Below are 21,121 nucleotides of genomic sequence, written 5' to 3'. Positions count from 1 at the left end.
GTACATGTCGCAGACCGAGCAGCCGACACCACAGACACCGCAGTCGCAGACCACTCAGCACCTGCACGACCCGCCACCCGGCACCACCCGGCGCCCCGCCCTGCCACACGGCCTCGCCGCCCCCGTCACCCTCTTCCCCCTCGCCGTACCGCTGTCGCTCTGCATCGCCCTCGCGACCGGCGCCCCGCTCCGGGCGGGCCTGGTGGCCGCGGCCGTCGGTGGCATCGTCGCCGGGCTGCTGGGCGGCCTGCCGGTCTTCGGAGGCGCGCTCCACGGCTCGGCCGGCGTCCGGGCGGACGCCACCCGCCACCCCTGGACGCCCTGGCGTCACCACCACTGCGCCCGCCCCGTCCCGGACCGCGAGGCCGCGTCCGGGATCGCCGCAAGCCCGCTGTGGGGCGGGGTGAGCGCCTTCCAGCGGCACACCGCGCCACTGGTGCGCGAGGAGCTGTCCCGGCTGGCGCGCGAGGGCCAGCGCCCCACCCAACTCTTCCTGACCTGCTCGGACTCCCGGCTGGTCACGAGCATGATCACGTCCAGCGGTCCGGGGGACCTCTTCACCGTCCGCAACGTCGGCAACCTCATGCCGCCGCCCGGCTCCGACGCCGCCTGCGACTCCGTGGCCGCGGCCGTCGAGTACGCGGTCGACATCCTGCGGGTCGACTCCCTCACCGTCTGCGGCCACTCCGGATGCGGCGCGATGAAGGCACTGCTCACCGCCGCCGAACGGGCCACGTCCGTCGATGTCCCGGGAAGGCCGCTCGATCCGACGGCGCTGGAGCGCTGGCTGCGGCACGGCGCCCCGAGCCTGGCCCGCATGACGGGCGCCCCGGGCCGCGCCGCCGACGACACCGCCCTGGCCTGCCGCCCGGTGGCCGACGCGCACGAACGGCTGGCGCTGGTCAACATCCGCCAGCAGCTGGATCATCTGCGGGCCTACCCGTGCGTGGCCCGCCGGGTGGCGGACGGCTCGCTCACCCTCCACGGCATGTATTTCCATGTCGGCGAGGCCCAGGCGTACGTCCTGGACGACGTCGGCGGGCGGTTCTGCGCCGTACGCGCCGAAGCCGCGCCGATACCGGCCTGACCTGCGAGCTTTACAGGTCTACACCAATTTTTCCCGGCAACCCTTGTCAGGGCGTACCGCGGGCTGATGAGCTATGAGCCGGGACACACCGGACGCCCTGGGAATGGGAGATGTCGTGAGCAACGAGAGCAGTCTGGCCAATCTTCTCAAGGAGGAGCGGCGGTTCGCACCCCCCGCCGAACTGGCCGCGCACGCCAACGTCACGGCAGCGGCGTACGAGCAGGCGGCGTCGGACCGGCTGGCCTTCTGGGCGGAGCAGGCCAAGCGCCTGAGCTGGCAGACGCCGCCCACCCAGACGCTCGACTGGTCGAACGCGCCCTTCGCGAAGTGGTTCGCCGACGGCAAGCTCAACGTCGCGTACAACTGCGTGGACCGGCACGTGGAGAACGGCCTGGGCGACCGCGTCGCGCTGCACTTCGAGGGCGAGCCCGGCGACAGCCGCGCGATCACCTACGCCGAGCTGCAGCGCGAGGTCTCCCAGGCGGCCAACGCCCTGACCGAGCTGGGCGTCACGGCCGGCGACCGGGTCGCGCTGTACATGCCGATGATCCCGGAGACGGTCATCGCCATGCTGGCCTGCGCCCGCCTGGGCGCCCCGCACTCCGTCGTCTTCGGCGGCTTCTCGGCGGACGCGCTGGCCACCCGCATCCAGGACGCCGACGCCCGCGTCGTGATCACCGCCGACGGCGGCTACCGCCGCGGCAAGCCGTCCGCCCTCAAGCCCGCGGTCGACGAGGCGCTGACCAAGCCCGGCACGGAGAACGTCCGCAACGTCCTCGTCGTCCGCCGCACCGGCCAGGAAACCGCCTGGACCGAGGGGCGCGACCTGTGGTGGGACGAGATCGTCGGCCGCCAGAGCGAGACGCACACGCCCGAGGCGTTCGACGCCGAGCACCCGCTGTTCATCCTCTACACCTCCGGCACCACCGGTAAGCCCAAGGGCATCCTGCACACCACCGGCGGCTACCTCACCCAGGTGGCCTACACCCACCACGCCGTCTTCGACCTCAAGCCGGAGACCGACGTCTTCTGGTGCACCGCCGACGTCGGCTGGGTGACGGGCCACTCGTACATCACCTACGGTCCGCTGGCCAACGGCGCGACGGAGGTGCTGTACGAGGGCACGCCGGACACCCCGCACCAGGGCCGCTGGTGGGAGATCGTCCAGAAGTACGGCGTCACGATCCTCTACACCGCGCCCACCGCGATCCGCGCCTGCATGAAGTGGGGCGACGACATCCCCGCCAAGTTCGATCTGTCGTCGCTGCGCGTCCTGGGGTCGGTCGGCGAGCCGATCAACCCCGAGGCATGGGTCTGGTACCGCAAGCACATCGGCGCCGACAAGGCCCCGATCGTCGACACCTGGTGGCAGACCGAGACCGGCGCGATGATGCTCAGCCCGCTGCCGGGCGTCACCACCACCAAGCCCGGCTCGGCGCAGCAGCCGCTGCCCGGCATCGCCGCGACCGTCGTGGACGACGAGGGCCGCGAGGTGCCCGACGGCGCCGGCGGCTACCTCGTGCTGACCGAGCCGTGGCCGTCGATGCTCCGCACCATCTGGGGCGACGACCAGCGCTACCTCGACACGTACTGGTCGCGCTTCGAAGGCAAGTACTTCGCGGGCGACGGCGCCAAGAAGGACGAGGACGGCGACATCTGGCTGCTGGGCCGGGTCGACGACGTCATGCTCGTCTCGGGCCACAACATCTCCACCACCGAGGTGGAGTCGGCGCTGGTCTCGCACCCGAAGGTCGCCGAAGCCGCGGTGGTCGGCGCCACCGACCCGCAGACCACCCAAGCGATCTGCGCCTTCGTGATCCTGCGCGGTTCGGCGGACGCGGAGGACGAGGGGCTGGTCGAGGAGTTGCGGGCGCATGTCGCGCAGCACCTCGGGCCGATCGCCAAGCCGAAGCGGATCATGCCGGTCGCGGAGCTGCCCAAGACCCGTTCCGGCAAGATCATGCGCCGGCTGCTGCGGGACGTCGCCGAGAACCGCGACCTCGGTGACGTGAGCACGCTCACCGACTCCTCCGTCATGGACCTCATCCAGGCGAAGCTGCCGGGCGCCTCCAGCGAGGACTGACCGACGGCGCGACGACGCGCACCGCCCGTGGGGGCACCGGCGAGACGGCCGGTGCCCCCACGGCGTTCCCGCCCCTCCGGCGAGGATCCGCGGGCCTCCCGATACGCCCGTAAAGTGAAGAACGCCCCACCCCACCTTGCACTCGCCCGGTACAGTGGGAGCGGCGTCAAGAAAACGCCAAGATCTCAAGGGTGCGCCGGGAAGTCTGGTCGGCAACTGCCACAGCCGTACTCAGCTGCCGAAACCCGGAGGTCAGCCCGCGTGAGCGCCCCCCAGAACCGCCGTTCCCTCTTCCTCGGCCGGCTGCCGCTGCCGGAGCGGAATTTCCTCACCAACGCGCTCCGCACCGAGACCGTCGGCGGAGTCCTCCTGCTCATCGCCGCCGTAGCGGCCCTGATCTGGGCAAACGCCTTCGGCGACAGCTACGAGGCGGTCCGCGGCTTCCACCTCGGCCCCGCCTCGCTCGGCCTCAACCTCTCCCTGGAGCACTGGGCGGCCAACGGCCTGCTCGCGATCTTCTTCTTCGTCGCCGGGATCGAGCTGAAGCGCGAACTCGTCGCCGGTGAGCTGCGCGATCCCAAGGCCGCCGCGCTCCCGGTGATCGCCGCGCTCTGCGGTATGGCGATGCCCGCGATCGTCGACCTCGTCGTCAACGGCATAGGCCACGGCTCGCTCGACGGCTGGGCGGTGCCCACCGCCACCGACATCGCTTTCGCGCTGGCCGTCCTCGCCGTCATCGGCACGTCCCTGCCGTCCGCGCTGCGTGCCTTCCTGCTCACCCTGGCCGTCGTCGACGACCTCTTCGCCATCTTGATCATCGCGGTCTTCTTCACCTCGCAGATCAACTTCCTGGCCCTCGGCCTGGCCGTCGTCGGCCTGGGCGTCTTCTACCTGCTGCTGCGCAAGGGCGTCCGCGGCTGGTACGTCTACGTGCCGCTGGGCCTGGTCATCTGGGCGCTGATGGAGAACAGCGGCGTGCACGCCACGATCGCGGGCGTCGCGATGGGCCTGATGCTGCGCTGCACCCCGCGCGAGGGCGAGACCCACTCCCCCGGCGAGCACATCGAGCACCTGGTCCGTCCGCTCTCCGCGGGCCTGGCCGTGCCGCTCTTCGCGCTCTTCTCCGCCGGCGTGTCCATCTCCGGCGACGCCGTCCGCGAGGTCTTCACCCGCCCCGAAACCCTCGGCGTGGTCCTCGGTCTCGTCGTCGGCAAGACCCTCGGCATCTTCGGCGGTACGTGGCTGACCGCCCGCTTCACCCGCGCCCGGCTCAACCCCGACCTCAAATGGCCCGACCTCTTCGCCGTCGCCACCCTCGCCGGCATCGGCTTCACGGTCTCCCTCCTCATCGGCGAGCTCGCCTTCGGCGACAACCCGGCGCTCGCCGAGGAAATCAAGGCGTCCGTCCTGCTCGGCTCGCTGATCGCCGCGGGCTGCGCCACCGTCCTGCTCAAACTCCGCAACAACAAGTACCGCGCCCTCATCGCCGAGGAGGAGCGCGACGAGGACCTGGACGGCGTCCCGGACGTCTACGAGGAGGGCGACCCCGCGTACCACCTGCGGATGGCCGCGCTGCTGGAGGCGAAGGCCGCGGAACACCGGCGGCTTGCCGAAGTGGCCTCCGGCGCCGAGGCCGGGGACGATGGTCCGGCATGATCTGAGAGGCTTTGCCTACGCAGCAGACACAAGGGAGACGGCGATGAGTTCAGCCGACGACGGCGCAGACCGCAGCCTCGGCCAGTTGGTGGCGACGGCCACCGCCGAGTTGTCCGCACTCGTGCACGACGAGATCGCACTGGCCAAGGCCGAGCTGCGACTGGACGCGAAGCGGGCGGGCATCGGCGGCGCCGCCTTCATCGTCGCCGGCGTGCTGATCCTCTTCGCCCTGCCGGTGCTGAGCTTCGCGGCGGCGTACGGCATCCACAACCTCGGCCTCGGTCTGGCCTGGTCCTTCCTGATCGTCGGCGGCGCCTTCATCGTCATCGCGCTGCTGCTGGCGCTGATCGCGCTGGCCAAGGTGAAGAAGATCAAGAAGCCGGAGAAGTCGATCGCCTCCGCCAAGGAGACCGCGGCCGTCCTGCAGAAGGCCAAGCCGCACCCGCGCCCGGAGCCCGCGGACCACCCGGTCCTGGAGTCCGTGACACGCACCTCGGCATGACGGTCCCCGACAGCACCGCACCGGTCGTACGCCCCGACGGACCCTGGACGCACCGGGACGTCGCGGCGAACGGCGCCCGTTTCCACATCGCGGAGATGGGCGACGGCCCGCTGGTGCTGCTGCTGCACGGCTTCCCGCAGTTCTGGTGGGCCTGGCGGCACCAGCTGCCGGCGCTCGCCGAGGCGGGCTACCGGGCCGTCGCGATGGACCTGCGCGGCGTCGGCGGCAGCGACCGCACCCCGCGCGGCTACGACCCGGCCAACCTCGCCCTCGACGTCACCGGCGTCATCCGCTCCCTGGGCGAGCCGGACGCCGCGCTCGTCGGCCACGACCTGGGCGGCTACCTCGCGTGGACGGCGGCGGCGATGCGGCCGAAGCTGGTGCGCCGCCTCGCCGTCGCCTCGATGCCGCACCCGCGGCTGTGGCGCCGCGCGATGCTCGCCGACGCCCGGCAGAGCAGGCGCAGCGCCCACATCTGGAGCTTCCAGCGGCCCTGGCTGCCCGAGCGGGCGCTGGTCGCCGACGACGCCGCCCGGGTCGGCGAGATGCTCCACGACTGGTCGGGCCCGCAACTCCCGGACGAGGACGCCGTCACCGTCTACCGGCGGGCCATGGCCATCCCCTCGACGGCGCACTGCTCCATCGAGCCGTACCGCTGGATGGTCCGCTCGCTGGCCCGGCCCGACGGCCTCCAGTTCAACCGCCGGATGAAGCTGCCGGTCCGCGTTCCGACGCTCCATCTGCACGGCTCGCTCGACCCGGTGATGCGCACCCGCACCGCCGCGGGCTCCGGTGCCTACGTCGAGGCCCCGTACCGCTGGCGGCTCTTCGACGGGCTCGGCCACTTCCCCCACGAGGAGGACCCGGTGGCGTTCTCCACGGAGCTGGTCAACTGGCTCAAGGACCCCGAACCGGACCGCTGACGAAGCCGCCCCGCGCCCCGGAAGCGGCCCGGCGAACCGGGAGCGAACGGGGCGGTGACGGGTGGCCAATTGCCCGGCGCATAGGCCGATTGGCGGGCCGCCCGGCGGTTACGGACCTCGGCCCACGGGCAGAGTCGAGGGTATGGGCTGGACGCACGACTACCGTGACGTGGCACGCAACCGCCGCAGCAGTGCCGCTGCCGTGGGCACGCGGGACAGGGGCACCCCCGACCTCCGGGCCGGTGGGCCCGCCGGTCCCCCGGGCCCGGATTCCGCGCATCCGATGGGCATCCCCCGCATCCTCCGCCGCAGAGCGCGGTGGATGAGCGCCCGGCTGCGCCATCCCCGCGGCTGAAAACGCCGACGGCGGGCACCGCGCGGAGCCTCCGCCGATGCCCGCCGCCCTCCGGGTGGTTCAGATCGCGCATCCCTGACTGTCGACGGGCCGGGTGGCCTGCCGCCCCTTGACGATGTCCTGGCGGACCTCGTCGGCGGTCAGCGCATAGCCGGTCTGCGCATCGTCCAGGGACTTGGCGAACACCACGCCGTAGACCTCGCCCCGCGGGGTGAGCAGCGGGCCGCCGGAGTTGCCCTGCCGCACCGTCGCGTACAGGGAGTACACATCGCGGGCGACCGTGCCCCGGTGGTAGATGTCCGGGCCGTTGGCCTGGATGCGGCCGCGGATGCGGGCCGCGCGGACGTCGTAGCCGCCGTTCTCCGGGAAGCCCGCGACGATGGCGCTGCGGCCGCTCTCCGCGTCGGTGCCGGCGAACTTCAGCGCGGGCGCCCGCAGCGCCGGCACGTCGAGGACCGCGATGTCGCGCTCCCAGTCGTAGAGCACGACCTTGGCGTCGTACGTGGCGCCCTCGCCGCCCACCTGCACCGTCGGCTCGGAGACGCCGCCGACGACGTGGGCGTTGGTCATCACGCGGTGCGGCGCGAAGACGAAGCCGCTGCCCTCCAGGACCTTGCCGCAGCTGGGCGCCGTGCCGACGACCTTGACGATGCTCTGCCGGGCGCGGCCCGCGACGGGGCTCTTCGCCAGCTGCGGGTCGGGCGCCGGGACGGAGGTGATCGGCTCGCTGGAGAACGGCGTGAAGACCTGCGGGAAGCCGTTCTGCGCGAGCACCGAGGAGAAGTCCGTGAACCACGTCGTGGCCTGCTGCGGCATCACCCGCGAGACGCCCAGCAGCACCTTGGAGTTGCGGACCTCCTTGCCGAGCGTCGGCAGCGACGTACCGGCCAGCGCGGAACCGATCAGCCAGGCCACCAGCAGCATCGCCACGACGTTGACGAGCGCGCCGCCGGTGGCGTCCAGCGCCCGCGCCGGTGTCCAGGTGATGTGGCGGCGCAGCTTGTTGCCCAGATGGGTGGTGAGCGCCTGGCCGACCGAGGCGCAGATGATGACGATGGCGACGGCGGCGATGGCCGCGAAGGTGCCGGGGGTGGCGTCGTCGGTGACCTCGTTCCAGATGACGGGGAGTACGTAGACCGCGATCAGGCCACCGCCGAGGAAGCCGAGCACGGACAGGATGCCGACGACGAAGCCTTGCCGATAGCCGACGATCGCGAACCACACGGCGGCGACCAGCAACAGGATGTCCAGGACGTTCACGCCGGACACCGTCTCACGCGCTCCGGTCGAGCGGGACCTGCTTCGTGCGGTCCCACGGAATCTCCCAACCCGCGAAGTGCAGCAGGCGGTCGATGACCCCGGCGGTGAAACCCCAGACCAGGGCCGACTCGACGAGGAACGCCGGACCGGTGTGACCACGCGGATGGCGGGCCGTCACCCGGTGGGCCGGGTCCGTGAGATCCGCCACGGGCACCGTGAACACCCGGGCCGTCTCCGCCTGGTCGACCGCGCCGACCGGGCTGGGCTCGCGCCACCAACCGAGCACCGGCGTCACCACGAAGCCGCTGACCGGGATGTAGAGCCGCGGCAGCACGCCGAAGACCTGCACCCCCGCCGGGTCGAGCCCGGTCTCCTCCTGCGCCTCCCGCAGCGCGGCCCGCACCGGACCGCTGCCTTCCGGGTCGCCGTCCTCCGGATCGAGCGCGCCCCCGGGAAACGAGGGCTGCCCGGCGTGCGAGCGCAGCGTCCCGGCGCGCTCCATCAGCAGCAGCTCGGGGCCGCGGGCGCCCTGCCCGAAGAGGACCAGCACCGCGGACTGGCGGCCGCCGTTCTCGGGCGGCAGGAAGCGGCTGAGCTGGTGCGGCTCGACGGTCTGCGCCGCGCGGACCACCGGATCCAGCCACTTCGGCAGCCCCTCGGTGCTCACCCGTGCCTGCGGGAGCCGCCCGGCGCCCGCGGTCCGGGGCGCGGCGGACGGCGCACCGGGGCCGTCCGGGCCCGCCGGGCCGTCGCCGGGCGGGGTCCGGCCGCTCTCCGGGGCGGCTCCCCCGGCGGGGTGCCCCTCCTCGCCCCGCCGGTCGCCGGTCCGTTCGCCGTACTGCTCCCGTGCACTCGTCATACGCGCCCCCTCAAGGCCCTGGTTCGGTGTGCGGCGCCCGGTGCGGGGCCGCGCGGCCCGCCTCCGGGGCCGTGGGTGCGGCCCGTACCGCCGGTGCGGCCGTGGCCGGTGTCATGAGGCCGGGGCCCCCAGCGGGGGCGCGGGCCTGCCGGGGAAACCGGCGGGTGGGTTGAGCCGCTGCCCCGGCTGCCCGCCCAGCTCGTACTTGAGCAGCTTCTTCGCCTTCTCCGGGTCGGTCTCGCCCTCGCCGTACGACGGGCAGAGCGGGGCGATGCCGCAGGCGCCGCAGGCGGGCTTGCGGGAGTGGCAGACGCGGCGGCCGTGGAAGACCACGCGGTGCGACAGCATCGTCCACTCGCTCTTGGGGAAGAGCGCGGCGACGTCCGCCTCGACCTTCTCCGGATCCTCCTGGGTGGTCCAGCCGAAGCGGCGCGCCAGCCGGCCGAAGTGGGTGTCGACGGTGATGCCGGGGACACCGAACGCGTTGCCGAGGACGACGTTGGCGGTCTTGCGGCCGACGCCGGGCAGCGTGACCAGGTCCTCCAGGCGGCCGGGCACCTCACCGCCGAAGCGGTCCCGCAGCGCCGCCGACAGGCCGAGCAGCGACCGTGCCTTGGCCCGGAAGAAGCCCGTCGGCCGGATCAGCTCCTCCAGCCGCTCCGGGTCCATCGCCGCCATGTCCTCCGGGGTGGGGCAGGCGGCGAAGAGCGCCGGGGTGGTCTGGTTGACCCGCAGGTCGGTGGTCTGCGCGGAGAGCACCGTCGCGACCAGCAGCTCGAAGGGGTTGGTGAAATCCAGCTCCGGGTGGGCGTACGGATACAGCTCGGCCAGCTCCCGGTTGATCCGCCGGGCCCGCCGCACCAGCGCGACCCGCGATTCCGGCTTACGGGCGGGAGCCTTGGCGGCGGCCGGCTTCTCGGCGGCGGTCTTCTTGGCGGGCGGAACGGTCTTTGAGGCGGCCGCCGTCGCCTTCTTGGCCACGGTCTTCTTCGCCGTGGCCTTCTTCGTCACGGTCTTCGTCGCGGTCTTCGTCGCGGTCTTCTTGGCCGCGCCCGCCCCGGCGGCCGTCTTCTTGGCCACCGTCTTCTTGGCCGCCGCGCTCCCGGCGGTCTTCTTCACCGCGACGGCCTTCTTCGCCGCCGCCTTCTTGACCGCCGCCCGCGACGTGGCCGCCTCCGCGCCGTTCCGCCCGGCCGGGGGTGCGGTCGCTTCCGTCGTCTTCGCTGGGGTGTGTTTCACGCCGCCCTCTTCCGTACCGACTCGTGCCGTGCCGACTTCCGTACCGGTGCCGCTGCCGGACGCCTCGCCGGGCGCGCCGCGCCGAGGGTTTGCGGCGTCCGCGCCGGCCGCCGCGCGCGCCTCGGCGGGACCGGCGATTTGGTGCTTACGTTCGCTTCCGGGGCGTTCACGGGCGGCCGTTCGCCCAGAGCGGAATCGCGTTCGGCGGTCACTCGCTCAGCCCCCCTCGTCCCGTGCTCTCACCGGCGTGTTGGACACTCGGCCAGACTACGACCACCCACCGACATCCGACTCGATCACCGGATTTCACCACCCCGATCGGCCCCCTGGCGTAGGGCTCGGGCCATCGGTCCGGCAAACTTGTGATTGATCGCACTGTTTTGCATTCCGGCATGATGGGGACCACAGTCCCCCGGAGCATGTCGACAAGGAGAGATCTCGTGGACGACGTTCTGCGGCGCGCACCGCTCTTCGCGGCGCTCGACGATGAGCAGGCGGCGGAGCTGCGCGCCTCGATGGGAGAGGTCACGCTCGCTCGCGGCGACGCCCTGTTCCACGAAGGGGACCCCGGCGACCGCCTGTACGTGGTCACCGAGGGCAAGGTGAAGCTGCACCGCACCTCCCCGGACGGCCGCGAGAACATGCTCGCCGTCCTCGGCCCCGGCGAGCTGATCGGTGAGCTGTCGCTCTTCGACCCGGGCCCGCGTACCGCCACCGCCTCCGCCCTCACCGAGGTCAAGCTCCTCGGCCTGGGCCACGGCGACCTCCAGCCGTGGCTGAACGCCCGGCCCGAGGTGGCCACCGCCCTGCTGCGCGCCGTCGCCCGGCGCCTGCGCAAGACCAACGACCAGATGTCCGACCTGGTCTTCTCGGACGTCCCCGGCCGGGTCGCCCGCGCCCTGCTGGACCTGTCGCGCCGCTTCGGCGTGCAGTCCGAGGAGGGCATCCACGTCGTGCACGACCTGACGCAGGAGGAGCTGGCCCAGCTGGTGGGCGCCTCCCGCGAGACGGTCAACAAGGCCCTCGCCGACTTCGCGGGCCGCGGCTGGCTGCGCCTGGAGGCGCGCGCGGTGATCCTCCTCGACGTCGAGCGGCTGGCGAAGCGCTCCCGCTGACCCCCGGGCGCCGCCCCCGCGGCGGCGCCCCGTTCCCGGCCCGTACGGCGCCGCAATTCCGCGCGCCGCGCCCCGGCCCGCCCGGGGCCGGGAAAACCGCCTGAGCGGCCGTATACGGCGCCTCAGCGGCATGTACACGTCCGCCGCGCCGCACGCGGGGCCGGGAAATCCGGTGGCCCGCGCAGCGGACGCGTCGTCATGCTGACGCCATGACCGACTCCACGGGCCCGGGACTCGACCAGGACGGCTGCTTCCTCCGGGAGGGCTCGCTCGCCCGGATCTCCGCCGAGTTCGCGCCCGTCGCCGCGGCCGCCCGGGAGCGCAGCGCCGCGCGCTTCGGCGACCGGCTGCACAGCGCCTACCTCTACGGCAGCATCCCGCGCGGCACCGCCGTCCCCGGGGTCTCCGACCTCGATCTGCTGCTCGCGCTCCACTCGCCGCCCACCCCGGACGACCACGCCGCCGCCGAGGCCCTGGGCGCGGAACTCGACGCGGCCTTCCCGCAGATCGACGGCGCCGGGGTCCTGATCGACGGCGTGGCGCGGCTGCTGAGCGAGCGGGAGCGGTACGACCTGGGCTGGTTCGTGGCCTGCCTGTGCACCCCGCTCAGCGGCCCCGACCTGGCCGAGCGGCTGCCCCGCTACCGTCCGACCTCGCTGCTGGCCCGCGAGACCAACGGTGACCTCTTCCGCGTGCTGCCCGGGATGCGCGAGCGCGCCGCGGCGGCGCGTACGGAGGCGGAGCGGCGGCGGCTGACCCGCGGGATGAGCCGGCACCTGGTGCGTTGCGGCTTCACGCTGGTGATGCCGCGGTGGGGCGGCTGGACCAGCGATCTGACCGAGATGGCCGAGGTGTTCGGCCGCTACTACCCGGCGCGCGCCGAACAGATGCGCGCCGCGGCCCGCGCCGCCCGCGCCCCGGCGGACCACCCCGCGCTGCTCGACGAGCTGCTGGCCGATCTCGCGCCCTGGCTGGCCGACGAGTATCTGGCCGTCCACGGTCCGAAGGCGCCCCGCCCCTGAGCGGCCCGGACGCCCCGGGCGCCTCAGATCAGCCCGTGCTCCCCCAGGTACTCCAGCTGCGCCCGTACCGACAGTTCGGCGGCGGGCCACAGGGAGCGGTCGACGTCGGCGTAGACCGCGGCGACGACCTCGGACGCCGTCCGGTGGCCGTTCTCCACCGCGGTCTCCACCTGGGCGAGCCGGTGGGCGCGGTGCGCCAGGTAGAACTCCATCGCCCCCTGGGCGTCGTCGAGCACCGGGCCGTGTCCGGGCAGCACCGTCGTCACCCCGTCGTCGACGGTCAGCGAGCGGAGGCGGCGCAGCGAGTCCAGGTACTCGCCGAGCCGCCCGTCGGGGTGGGCGACCATCGTGGTGCCGCGCCCGAGGACGGTGTCGCCGGTCAGGACGGCGGCGTCGGCGGGCAGATGGAACGAGAGCGAGTCGGCGGTGTGCCCCGGCGTGGGGACGACGCGCAGCTCCAGCCCGCCGGTGGTGATCACATCGCCGGCCGCCAGCCCCTCGTCCCCCAGGCGCAGCGCCGGGTCCAGGGCGCGGACGGCCGTACCGGTCAGCTCGGCGAAGCGGGCGGCACCCTCGGCGTGATCGGCGTGCCCATGGGTGAGCAGGGTCAGCGCGATGCGCTTGCCGGCCTGCTCAGCAGCATCGGCGACGGCCCGCAGATGGCCCTCGTCGAGCGGCCCGGGGTCGATGACGACGGCCAGCGGGGAGTCGGGCTCGGCGACGAGCCAGGTGTTGGTGCCGTCCAGGGTCATCGCCGACGGGTTGGGCGCCAGGACGCACCGGGCGCGGTCGGTGGCGGGCCCGGAGACCACCGTGCCCCGGGGCTGTCCGGGGAGCGCTACCGCGTCGGTCATGCCCGGCCTCCTTCCGGAGCGTCGCCCGGGGCCGTCTCCCCCGGCGCGATGTGCTTGGTGAACTCCTCGTGCCCCGGCCAGCTCAGCTCGATCTCGCCGTCGCGCAGCCGGGCGCGGGCCAGCACCGGCGTCAGATCGCGCCGCCCCGCAGCCTCCAGGGCAGCCGCGGCGGACCCGTACGGCTCCAGGGCGCGCAGGGTGGCGAGGGTCGGCGGCATCATCAGCAGCTCGCCGCGCTCGTATCCGGCGACGGCGTCGGCCGGGCGGGTCCACACGGTGCGGTCCGCCTCCGTCGAGGCGTTACGGGTGCGCTGCCCCTCGGGGAGCGCGGCGACGAAGAACCAGGTGTCGTAGCGGCGCGGTTCGAACTCGGGGGTGATCCAGCGCGCCCAGGCGCCCAGCAGGTCGGAGCGGAGCACCAGCCCGTGGCGGTCGAGGAAGTCGGCGAAGGAGAGTTCGTGGGCGACCAGGGCGGCGCGGCCGGCCTCCCAGTCGTCGCCGGTGGTGTCCGCGACGACGGTGGTCGCGGACGGGCCCGCGAGCAGCACCCCGGACTCCTCGAACGTCTCGCGGACGGCGGCGCAGACGACGGACTGCGCGACGGCCTCGTCGACGCCCAGCCGCGCGGCCCAGGCGGCGCGCGAGGGCCCGGCCCAGGCGACCGGCCGCTCGTCGCGCGGATCCACGGAGCCACCCGGATAGGCGTACGCGCCTCCGGCGAAGGCCATGGAGGCGCGGCGGCGCAGCATGTGGACGGCGGGGCCGCCGTCGCCGTCCCGCAGCAGCAGGACGGTCGCGGCGCGCCGGGGCTCGGCGGGGGTCAGCTCGCCGTTCACGAGCGCCCGGATGAGGCCCGGCCACTCCGGCGGATACCACTGGCCATTGGTCGTCGACGACATGGCCGGATGCTATGCGCTCACGCGCGGATGTTCGAGGGGCTCTTTTCGGCGCCCCGCGCAGACGTACGCCCGGCCGCGCCCGGTTTTCCCGGAGCGGCCGGGCGTACGGACGACCGGAGGCGCGGACTACTCCGCGATCTCGACCTGGATCTCGACCTCGACGGGCGCGTCGAGCGGCAGCACCGCGACGCCGACCGCGGACCGGGCGTGCACGCCCTTGTCGCCGAGGATCTCGCCCAGCAGCTCGCTGGCGCCGTTGATGACCCCGGGCTGGCCGGTGAAGTCAGGAGCGGATGCGACGAAGCCGACGACCTTCACGACGCGCTGGATCCGGTCCAGATCGCCGGTCACGGACTTCACCGCGGCGAGCGCGTTGAGCGCGCAGGTCGCCGCCAGTTCCTTGGCCGCCTCCGGGCCGACCTCGGCGCCGACCTTGCCGGTGGCCGGCAGGGCGCCGTTCACCATGGGCAGCTGGCCGGAGGTGAAGACGTGGTTCCCGGAGCGCACCGCGGGCTGGTACGCGGCCAGCGGCGGCACGACCTCGGGGAGCTTCAGCCCCAGCTCCGCGATCCTCGCCTCGACGGCGCTCACGCCTTCGCCCGCTTCAGGTAGGCCACCAGCTGCTCGGGGTTGTTCGGGCCCGGAACGACCTGGACCAGCTCCCAGCCGTCCTCGCCCCAGGTGTCCAGAATCTGCTTCGTCGCGTGTACGAGAAGCGGCACAGTCGCGTATTCCCACTTGGTCATGGAGCGAGCGTAATGCCTGCCCCGGCGGCCTCGGACGCCGCCGCCCCCACCGCCGCGGCAACCGGCGGCCCCCGTCGGGACCTGCGGCTCAACCGGCCGGAGCGTGCCGTTCCGCCCCCTCTTCTCCCTCCGCCGCCCGGCGCCGCCGGCGCTCCAGGTGTTCGACGAGGGGGACGGCCCCCGCCAGCACCGCGAGGACCCCGGCGAACCACTGCCACGAATCGCCGATCATCCCCCAGAAACTCCACTCCTTCTCGACCTCGATCACCTGCGCAAGGGGAGAAGTCTCCGCCAGCACCTCTTTTGTGTCCTCGTAATACGCGGTGAGGGTGAGCGCGACACTCGCTTTTCCCGCTTCCGGGGTGGCGATCGTCCACTCCCATTCCGCGGAGTCCTGCGGGGTGAGTACGGGCTGACGCTCCGAGGAATTCGCGGTGCAGGTGATATGGCTGCCGGCGCAGCTCAGCCGGGCACCCATGAGCGCGCCGACCTGCGCGCTCCCGCTGCCGCGCGACGGCTCCCCGCCGGACGGCCGGTGCGCCCGGGCGCCCTCGACCGTGACCCGGAAGGACGTGATCCCCCCTGCCGTCGCCCTTTCGATCGTGCTGTACCGAAAAGACCCCTCGAACAGCCCCTTACGCGCGCTGACGATCGTACTGCGGTAATTCCCTTTCCTGGGGCGCGTGTCCGAATTCGCCATCACGACGTAAAGGAGAGGAATTAATGCGGCGGCAACCCCGACGGCAACCGTCACCGTCACGGCCGTGCGCTTCCTCATCCCCATGGCGATTCCCCCTTGTCCGAGGCGCTCACGATGCCAGGTCATCCCGTATACCCCGGCGGCGCACCAGGTAATTCCAGAACGTTGTCCGGAAAGCGCCGGGAATGCCCGCCACGGGCGCCGCTCCCGTATACGGCGGCCCGTCCCGTAGGGGATCGTCTCCGGGTCGGATCCGGGGTCGTCCCGTGCGTAGCCGCGGCGGGGACTGGTTAGGCTCCTTGACGTGAGCAGGCTCCATGTCGTCAGCGGCAAGGGCGGCACCGGAAAGACCACGGTCGCCGCTGCCCTCGCCCTTGCCCTGGCCACCGAGGGGCGCCGGACCCTCCTGGTCGAGGTCGAGGGCCGCCAGGGCATCGCCCAGGTCTTCGAGACCGAAGCCCTGCCGTACGAGGAACGCAAGATCGCCGTGGCCCCCGGGCCGGACGCCGCCTCGGCCGGTGACGCCGCCCGCGGCGGGCGCCGCCCCGGCGAGGTGCACGCCCTCGCCATCGACGCCGAGCGCGCGCTGCTGGACTACCTCCAGATGTTCTACAAGCTCGGCAGCGCCGGCCGGGCCCTGAAGAAGCTCGGCGCGATCGACTTCGCCACCACCATCGCCCCGGGCCTGCGGGACGTCCTGCTGACCGGCAAGGCGTGCGAGGCCGTGCGCCGCAAGGACAAGCAGGGCCGGTACGTCTACGACGCCGTGGTGATGGACGCCCCGCCCACCGGCCGCATCACCCGCTTCCTGAACGTCAACGACGAGGTGGCGGGCCTGGCCAGGATGGGCCCGATCCACAATCAGGCCCAGGCGGTCATGCGGGTCCTCAAGTCCCCCGAGACCGCGGTGCACATGGTCACGCTCCTGGAGGAGATGCCGGTCCAGGAGACCACGGACGGCATCGCGGAGCTGCGCGCCGCCGGGCTCCCGGTCGGCGGCATCGTCATCAACATGACCCGTCCCGCCGTGCTCGGCACCGGCGATCTCGACATCGCCGCCCGCGGCGCCCGCGCGGGCGTGGCCAAGGCGCTGTCCCAGGCGGGGCTGGGCGGGGCGCGCCGCGGCGGGCTGGCCGAGCGGCTGATCGACCCGCTGCTGGAGCAGGCGCGCGAGCACGCCGAGCGCGTCGATCTGGAGCGCGCCGAGCACGCCGAGCTGACCGCGCTCGGCCTGCCCACCTACGAGCTGGAGCTGCTCCCCGAGGGAGTGGACCTCGCCGGTCTCTACCGCCTGGCGAGGGAGCTGCGGAGACAGGGGCCCATATGACCGCCGACGATCCGACGCTGGACGCCCCGGCCCCCTGGCTGGAGGTCGACGCGCTGCTCGACGACCCCGGCACCCGCATCGTGGTGTGCTGCGGCTCCGGCGGCGTCGGCAAGACCACCACGGCCGCCGCGCTGGGCGTGCGCGCCGCGGAGCGCGGGCGCCGGGCCGTCGTCCTGACCATCGACCCGGCCCGCCGGCTCGCCCAGTCCATGGGCATCTCCGAGCTGGACAACGTCCCCCGCCAGGTCAAGGGCGTCGACGGCGCGTCCGGCGGTGAGCTGCACGCGATGATGCTGGACATGAAGCGCACCTTCGACGAGATCGTCGAGGGCCACGCGGACGCCACCCGCGCCCGCGCCATCCTGGACAACCCCTTCTACCAGTCCCTGTCGGCCGGTTTCGCGGGCACGCAGGAGTACATGGCCATGGAGAAGCTCGGCCAGCTCCGCGCCCGCGACGAGTGGGACCTGATCATCGTCGACACCCCGCCCAGCCGCTCCGCGCTGGACTTCCTGGACGCGCCCAAGCGCCTCGGGTCGTTCCTGGACGGCAAGTTCATCCGGGTGCTGATGGCCCCGGCGAAGGTCGGCGGCCGGGCCGGGATGAAGTTCCTCAACGTCGGGATGTCGATGATGACCGGCACCCTCAGCAAGCTGATGGGCGGTCAACTGCTGCGCGACGTCCAGACGTTCGTCGCCGCGATGGACACGATGTTCGGCGGCTTCCGCACCCGCGCGGACGCCACCTACCGGCTGCTCCAGGCCCCCGGCACGGCATTCCTGGTGGTGGCGGCGCCGGAGCGGGATGCGCTGCGGGAGGCGGCGTACTTCGTCGAGCGGCTGGCGGCCGAGCGGATGCCGCTGGCCGGCCTCGTGCTGAACCGCGTGCACGGCAGCGGGGCGGCGAAGCTGAGCGCGGAGCGGGCGCTGGCCGCCGCCGAGACGCTGGCCGACCGCGCCGCGGAGGAGGCCGAGGCGGACGCCGGGGCGGCCCCGGGCGCGGCGGAAAATCTTGGCGCGGACGGCATTGTGGATCACGGCGACGGGAAGGCTGCTTCCGGTACCGCCGACGGCCCCTCTCCCGCCCCGGCGGCGCCTGCCGGACACCCCCCGGTCTCCGCCGAGCAACTCGCCGCCGGTCTCCTTCGACTGCACGCCGAACGCATGCAGATTCTCGACCGTGAGCGCCGTACGCGGGATCGTTTCACCGCTCTGCATCCGGAGGTCCCGGTCGCCGAGATCGCCGCGCTCCCCGGCGACGTCCACGATCTCGACGGTCTGCGGCTGATCGGCGCCCGCCTCGCCCTCGACCCCACCCATACCGACGCATCCGACTGACCCGTTCCCCGGCCGGCGGCCCTGACGGGCGCGGCCCGGTGACTCGGCTCGCCTCATCCGCCCCTCGCACCCGGCGCGTTGGCGCGTACGGGTACGGCAGAAATCCACGACGGGCATCGCGGACACGGCAGAACGCGCTGCCGGCACGGCGAACCCGCGGCCCGGCTCGTGCGCTGACGCGTGGGCCGATCCGGTGGATCCCGCGGTCAGCTGGTCAGCTGACCGCGGCGTAGGTGTCGTACGTCTCGTCCTCGCACTCCACGGGCAGCATGCCGGTGCTGCGCTCGTACTCCGTGCGCGCCGTCTCCAGCAGGCGCCGCCATGACGTCACGGTCGGGCGGCGGCGGAGCAGCGCGCGGCGCTCGCGCTCGGTCATGCCTCCCCAGACGCCGAACTCCACCCGGTTGTCCAGCGCATCGGCAAGGCATTCGGTGCGTACCGGACACCCGGTGCACACGGCCTTGGCGCGGTTCTGGGCCGCCCCCTGGACGAACAGTTCGTCTGGATCGGTGGTGCGGCAGGCTGCTTGTGCGTTCCAGTCGGTTACCCAGCTCATGCTGGCGCCGTCCTCTCCCGAAATCGAGGCTCCCCCACGGCGGCAAGCGGCATATTCACCGTTGCCAGTTGAGGACGTTACGGAAGGCGAGCAGGGCGCAACACCCCCTTCGGGCCCAATCTTGAATGGTCCTAACGGACTATGCGTACGCGGCAGATCACCCAACGGAGTGAGCGAGCGACATACGTCGCTTTTCTCGCATCGCAGGACAGGTCGCCGGGTACATACCGGAATTCCGGTGACACGAGCGGATGTTCGGGATACGGCCCCACGCGCGAATGGACCGGAAGGGGGAGGACGGGCACGCTGGGGCGGAAAGCTCCGCTGTGACAGATGTGAAACAGCGTAGGCGAACAGTTGCGCCCCTGTCCGGCGATTGAGAACGTAGGGTGCCCTCATGGGTAAGAAGCGCGACGGCAGGGGTCTGAGCAAGACCCAGCAGGCCGCGAAATTCCTGGGTGTCAGCGTGCTGGCCGGAGCCGTTCTCGCGGGTCTCGCCCTTCCTGCCGCCGGAGCACTGGGCCTCACGGCCAAGGGCACCGTCGAAGGGTTCGACGAGATCCCCTCGGACCTCAAGGCGCCACCGCTGAGCGAGCGGACCATCGTCCAGGACGCCAACGGCACCGAGATCGCCAAGATCTACTCCCGTGACCGCACGGTCGTGGATCTCAAGAACATGTCGCCGTACATCCAGAAGGCGATCGTCGCGATCGAGGACGCGCGCTTCTACGAGCACGGCGCGGTCGACATGAAGGGCATCCTGCGCGCGGTCAACAAGAACGCGCAGTCCGGCGGCGTCTCCGAGGGCGCCTCGACGCTCACGCAGCAGTACGTGAAGAACGTCTTCATCGAGGAAGCCGGGAACGACGCCGACAAGGTCGCGCAGGCCACGCAGCAGACCATCGGCCGCAAGATCAAGGAACTGAAGTACGCGATCCAGGTGGAGAAGGAGCTCGGCAAGCGCAAGATCCTGCAGAACTACCTCAACATCACCTTCTTCGGACAGCAGGCGTACGGCGTCGAGGCCGCCAGCCAGCGGTACTTCAGCAAGTCCGCCAAGGACCTCAGCCTCGGCGAATCGGCGCTGCTCGCCGGCCTCGTGCAGTCCCCGACGCGCTACGACCCGCTCAACAACCGCGACGAGGCCACCCGCCGCCGCAACACCGTGCTCCAGCGGATGGCCGATCTGAAGGACATCACGCAGGCCGAGGCCGACGCGGCGGCGAAGCAGCCGATCAAGCTGGCGGTCAGCCGCCCCAAGAACGGCTGCATCACCGCGACCGACGGCGCCGGATTCTTCTGCGACTACGTCCGCAACGTCTTCCTCAACGACAAGACGTTCGGCAAGACCGCCAAGGCGCGCGCGAAGCGGTGGAACCAGGGCGGTCTGACCATCCGCACCACCATGGATCCGCAGACCCAGAAGGCCGTCCAGGCCTCGATAGGCGGTCATGTCCACGCCGATGACCAGGTCGCCAGCGCCGCGACGATCGTGGAGCCCGGCACCGGCAAGATCCTCGGCATGGGCCAGTCCCGCCCGTACGGGTTCGGCAAGAACGAGACGGTGATGAACCTCTCCGTCAACCACGACATGGGCGGCGGCGCCGGGTACCAGCCCGGTTCGACGTTCAAGCCGCTGGTCGCCGCCGCCGCGCTGGACCAGGGCATGAGCCCGTACCAGGAGTACTCCTCGCCGTACCGGATGCAGTACCCGAGCCCGGTGCAGACCTGCAACGGCGAATGGCAGGGCCACGACTCGACGCAGAACGAGAACAAGTCGGAGGTCGGCCCGTACGCCATGAAGGAGGCGACCGCGAAGTCGGTCAACACCTACTTCGTGCAGCTGATCAGCGACATGGGCATCTGCCCGGCGGTCAAGATGATCGACAAGCTGGGCATCGAGCGCGCCGACGGCAAGCCGATGCAGGAAGTGCCGTCGATGACCCTCGGCGTGCAGGAGATGTCGCCGCTGACCATGGCCGCGGCGTACGCCGCCTTCGCCAACAACGGCACCTACTGCACGCCCATCGCCATCGCCTCGATCACCGACGCGGCCGGCAAGCCGATGGCCGTACCGCGCAGCGACTGCCAGCAGGCGATGTCCGAGAACACCGCCAAGACGATAAACGCCCTGCTCAAGGGCGTGGTCGAGGACGGTACGGGTAAGGAGGCCGGCCTCGGCGGGCGCGACAGCGCGGGCAAGACCGGCACCAGCGACAGCCGCTACGCCGCCTGGTTCGTGGGCTACACCCCGAACATGGCCGGTGCCGTGTGGGTCGGCGACCCGATGCACAAGCGGAAGATGTTCAACATCACCATCGGCGGCACCTTCCACGAGAAGGTCTACGGCGCCGACACCCCCGGCCCCATCTGGCGGGACGCGATGAACGGCGCACTCGCCGGGCGTCCGGCGCCGGGCCTGCCGACCGTCCAGATCGACGATCCCGGCGATCAGCCGGCGGACGACGGCAAGGGCAAGGGGAAGCCCGGCAAGGGCAAGCCCGCGAAGCCGGGCAACCACGGCAACAAGCCGGGCGGCGGCTGGCACCTCCCCGGCGACATACTGGACCGCCTCAAGCAGCACCACTGAGGCCGCGCCGC

General features: G+C 72.3%; 19 protein-coding genes and 1 pseudogene. 11 read left to right on the top strand and 9 right to left on the bottom strand.

Annotated elements, in window-relative coordinates:
• Nucleotides 1-259: 259 nt before the first annotated feature.
• From ABT345_RS13775 to ABT345_RS13750, 6 genes and pseudogenes are all read left to right on the top strand, one after another.
• Nucleotides 260-1,087, top strand: a pseudogene (locus ABT345_RS13775) (carbonic anhydrase); the annotation flags it as partial.
• Between the two features lie 115 nt (nucleotides 1,088-1,202).
• Nucleotides 1,203-3,170 carry an acetate--CoA ligase gene (gene acs / locus ABT345_RS13770; RefSeq protein ID WP_345077738.1) on the top strand — a complete coding sequence of 656 codons (1,968 nt, stop codon included), beginning with the start codon at nucleotides 1,203-1,205 and terminating at the stop codon, nucleotides 3,168-3,170.
• A 261-nt stretch (nucleotides 3,171-3,431) separates the two neighbouring features.
• Nucleotides 3,432-4,826, top strand: coding sequence for a Na+/H+ antiporter NhaA (gene nhaA, locus ABT345_RS13765; RefSeq protein ID WP_345077741.1), 1,395 nt, complete (start codon nucleotides 3,432-3,434; stop codon nucleotides 4,824-4,826).
• Between the two features lie 43 nt (nucleotides 4,827-4,869).
• Nucleotides 4,870-5,328, top strand: coding sequence for a phage holin family protein (locus tag ABT345_RS13760; RefSeq protein ID WP_345077744.1), 459 nt, complete (start codon nucleotides 4,870-4,872; stop codon nucleotides 5,326-5,328).
• Entirely contained in the window at nucleotides 5,325-6,251 is a 927-nt protein-coding gene (locus ABT345_RS13755) for an alpha/beta fold hydrolase (RefSeq protein WP_345077747.1), read from the top strand. The genes ABT345_RS13760 and ABT345_RS13755 overlap by 4 nt, the downstream gene beginning before the upstream one ends.
• Nucleotides 6,252-6,393: 142 nt before the next feature.
• On the top strand, nucleotides 6,394-6,606 hold the full coding sequence (locus ABT345_RS13750; protein ID WP_345077750.1) for a hypothetical protein: 213 nt from the start codon (nucleotides 6,394-6,396) through the stop codon (nucleotides 6,604-6,606).
• A 60-nt stretch (nucleotides 6,607-6,666) separates the two neighbouring features.
• Here ABT345_RS13750 and ABT345_RS13745 read toward each other — a convergent pair whose 3' ends face one another.
• The 3 genes from ABT345_RS13745 to nth all read right to left on the bottom strand — a co-directional run bounded on the left by ABT345_RS13745 (nucleotide 6,667) and on the right by nth (nucleotide 9,964).
• The gene (locus ABT345_RS13745) at nucleotides 6,667-7,866 is read right to left on the bottom strand and encodes a MarP family serine protease (RefSeq protein ID WP_345077753.1); all 1,200 of its coding nucleotides are present in this window, start codon (nucleotides 7,864-7,866) and stop codon (nucleotides 6,667-6,669) included.
• 13 nt (nucleotides 7,867-7,879) lie between these two features.
• Complete coding sequence (locus ABT345_RS13740; protein ID WP_345078546.1) at nucleotides 7,880-8,533, bottom strand: NUDIX hydrolase; 654 nt, start codon at nucleotides 8,531-8,533, stop codon at nucleotides 7,880-7,882.
• 303 nt (nucleotides 8,534-8,836) lie between these two features.
• Entirely contained in the window at nucleotides 8,837-9,964 is a 1,128-nt protein-coding gene (gene nth, locus ABT345_RS13735) for an endonuclease III (protein ID WP_386460552.1), read from the bottom strand.
• A gap of 440 nt (nucleotides 9,965-10,404) precedes the next feature.
• On the opposite strand from nth, the gene ABT345_RS13730 reads away from it, so the two are divergent.
• Nucleotides 10,405-11,079 carry a Crp/Fnr family transcriptional regulator gene (locus ABT345_RS13730; RefSeq protein ID WP_006604164.1) on the top strand — a complete coding sequence of 225 codons (675 nt, stop codon included), beginning with the start codon at nucleotides 10,405-10,407 and terminating at the stop codon, nucleotides 11,077-11,079.
• A gap of 209 nt (nucleotides 11,080-11,288) precedes the next feature.
• Nucleotides 11,289-12,101 (top strand): nucleotidyltransferase domain-containing protein, encoded by an 813-nt coding sequence (locus ABT345_RS13725; protein ID WP_345077757.1) that lies wholly within the window; start codon nucleotides 11,289-11,291, stop codon nucleotides 12,099-12,101.
• 23 nt (nucleotides 12,102-12,124) lie between these two features.
• On the opposite strand, the gene ABT345_RS13720 is transcribed toward ABT345_RS13725, so the two are convergent.
• From ABT345_RS13720 to ABT345_RS13700, 5 genes are all read right to left on the bottom strand, one after another.
• Nucleotides 12,125-12,955, bottom strand: a complete 831-nt coding sequence (locus ABT345_RS13720) for an MBL fold metallo-hydrolase (protein ID WP_345077761.1) — start codon at nucleotides 12,953-12,955, stop codon at nucleotides 12,125-12,127.
• Nucleotides 12,952-13,854, bottom strand: coding sequence for an NUDIX hydrolase (locus tag ABT345_RS13715; protein ID WP_345077764.1), 903 nt, complete (start codon nucleotides 13,852-13,854; stop codon nucleotides 12,952-12,954). The genes ABT345_RS13720 and ABT345_RS13715 overlap by 4 nt, the downstream gene beginning before the upstream one ends.
• A 126-nt stretch (nucleotides 13,855-13,980) precedes the next feature.
• The gene (locus tag ABT345_RS13710; protein WP_345077767.1) at nucleotides 13,981-14,445 is read right to left on the bottom strand and encodes a RidA family protein; all 465 of its coding nucleotides are present in this window, start codon (nucleotides 14,443-14,445) and stop codon (nucleotides 13,981-13,983) included.
• The gene (gene sp36 / locus ABT345_RS13705) at nucleotides 14,442-14,600 is read right to left on the bottom strand and encodes a Sp36 family protein (RefSeq protein ID WP_020129281.1); all 159 of its coding nucleotides are present in this window, start codon (nucleotides 14,598-14,600) and stop codon (nucleotides 14,442-14,444) included. Before sp36 ends, ABT345_RS13710 begins: the two co-directional genes overlap by 4 nt.
• A gap of 88 nt (nucleotides 14,601-14,688) precedes the next feature.
• Nucleotides 14,689-15,360: a hypothetical protein gene (locus tag ABT345_RS13700; RefSeq protein WP_351322105.1), complete on the bottom strand. Its 672-nt coding sequence runs from the start codon at nucleotides 15,358-15,360 to the stop codon at nucleotides 14,689-14,691.
• A 244-nt stretch (nucleotides 15,361-15,604) separates the two neighbouring features.
• Here ABT345_RS13700 and bagA point away from each other — a divergent pair, with 244 nt between their 5' ends.
• Together bagA and bagB are read left to right on the top strand one after the other, a co-directional pair.
• Nucleotides 15,605-16,627: an ATPase BagA gene (gene bagA, locus ABT345_RS13695; RefSeq protein ID WP_345077775.1), complete on the top strand. Its 1,023-nt coding sequence runs from the start codon at nucleotides 15,605-15,607 to the stop codon at nucleotides 16,625-16,627.
• Nucleotides 16,624-17,964, top strand: coding sequence for an ATPase BagB (gene bagB / locus ABT345_RS13690; RefSeq protein WP_345077778.1), 1,341 nt, complete (start codon nucleotides 16,624-16,626; stop codon nucleotides 17,962-17,964). Before bagA ends, bagB begins: the two co-directional genes overlap by 4 nt.
• A 214-nt stretch (nucleotides 17,965-18,178) precedes the next feature.
• On the opposite strand, the gene ABT345_RS13685 is transcribed toward bagB, so the two are convergent.
• The gene (locus tag ABT345_RS13685; RefSeq protein ID WP_030285505.1) at nucleotides 18,179-18,520 is read right to left on the bottom strand and encodes a WhiB family transcriptional regulator; all 342 of its coding nucleotides are present in this window, start codon (nucleotides 18,518-18,520) and stop codon (nucleotides 18,179-18,181) included.
• 397 nt (nucleotides 18,521-18,917) lie between these two features.
• Here ABT345_RS13685 and ABT345_RS13680 point away from each other — a divergent pair, with 397 nt between their 5' ends.
• A complete protein-coding gene (locus ABT345_RS13680) occupies nucleotides 18,918-21,110 on the top strand; it encodes a transglycosylase domain-containing protein (protein ID WP_345077782.1) in 2,193 nt (730 codons plus the stop codon).
• Nucleotides 21,111-21,121: the final 11 nt, after the last annotated feature.

This window comes from Streptomyces sp. NPDC000404 (genome assembly GCF_040300365.1).
Taxonomy (GTDB): Bacteria; Actinomycetota; Actinomycetes; order Streptomycetales; family Streptomycetaceae; genus Streptomyces; species Streptomyces ramulosus.
The sequence above is the reverse complement of the archived record's forward strand: the minus strand, read 5'-3'. Positions and strand labels throughout refer to the sequence as shown.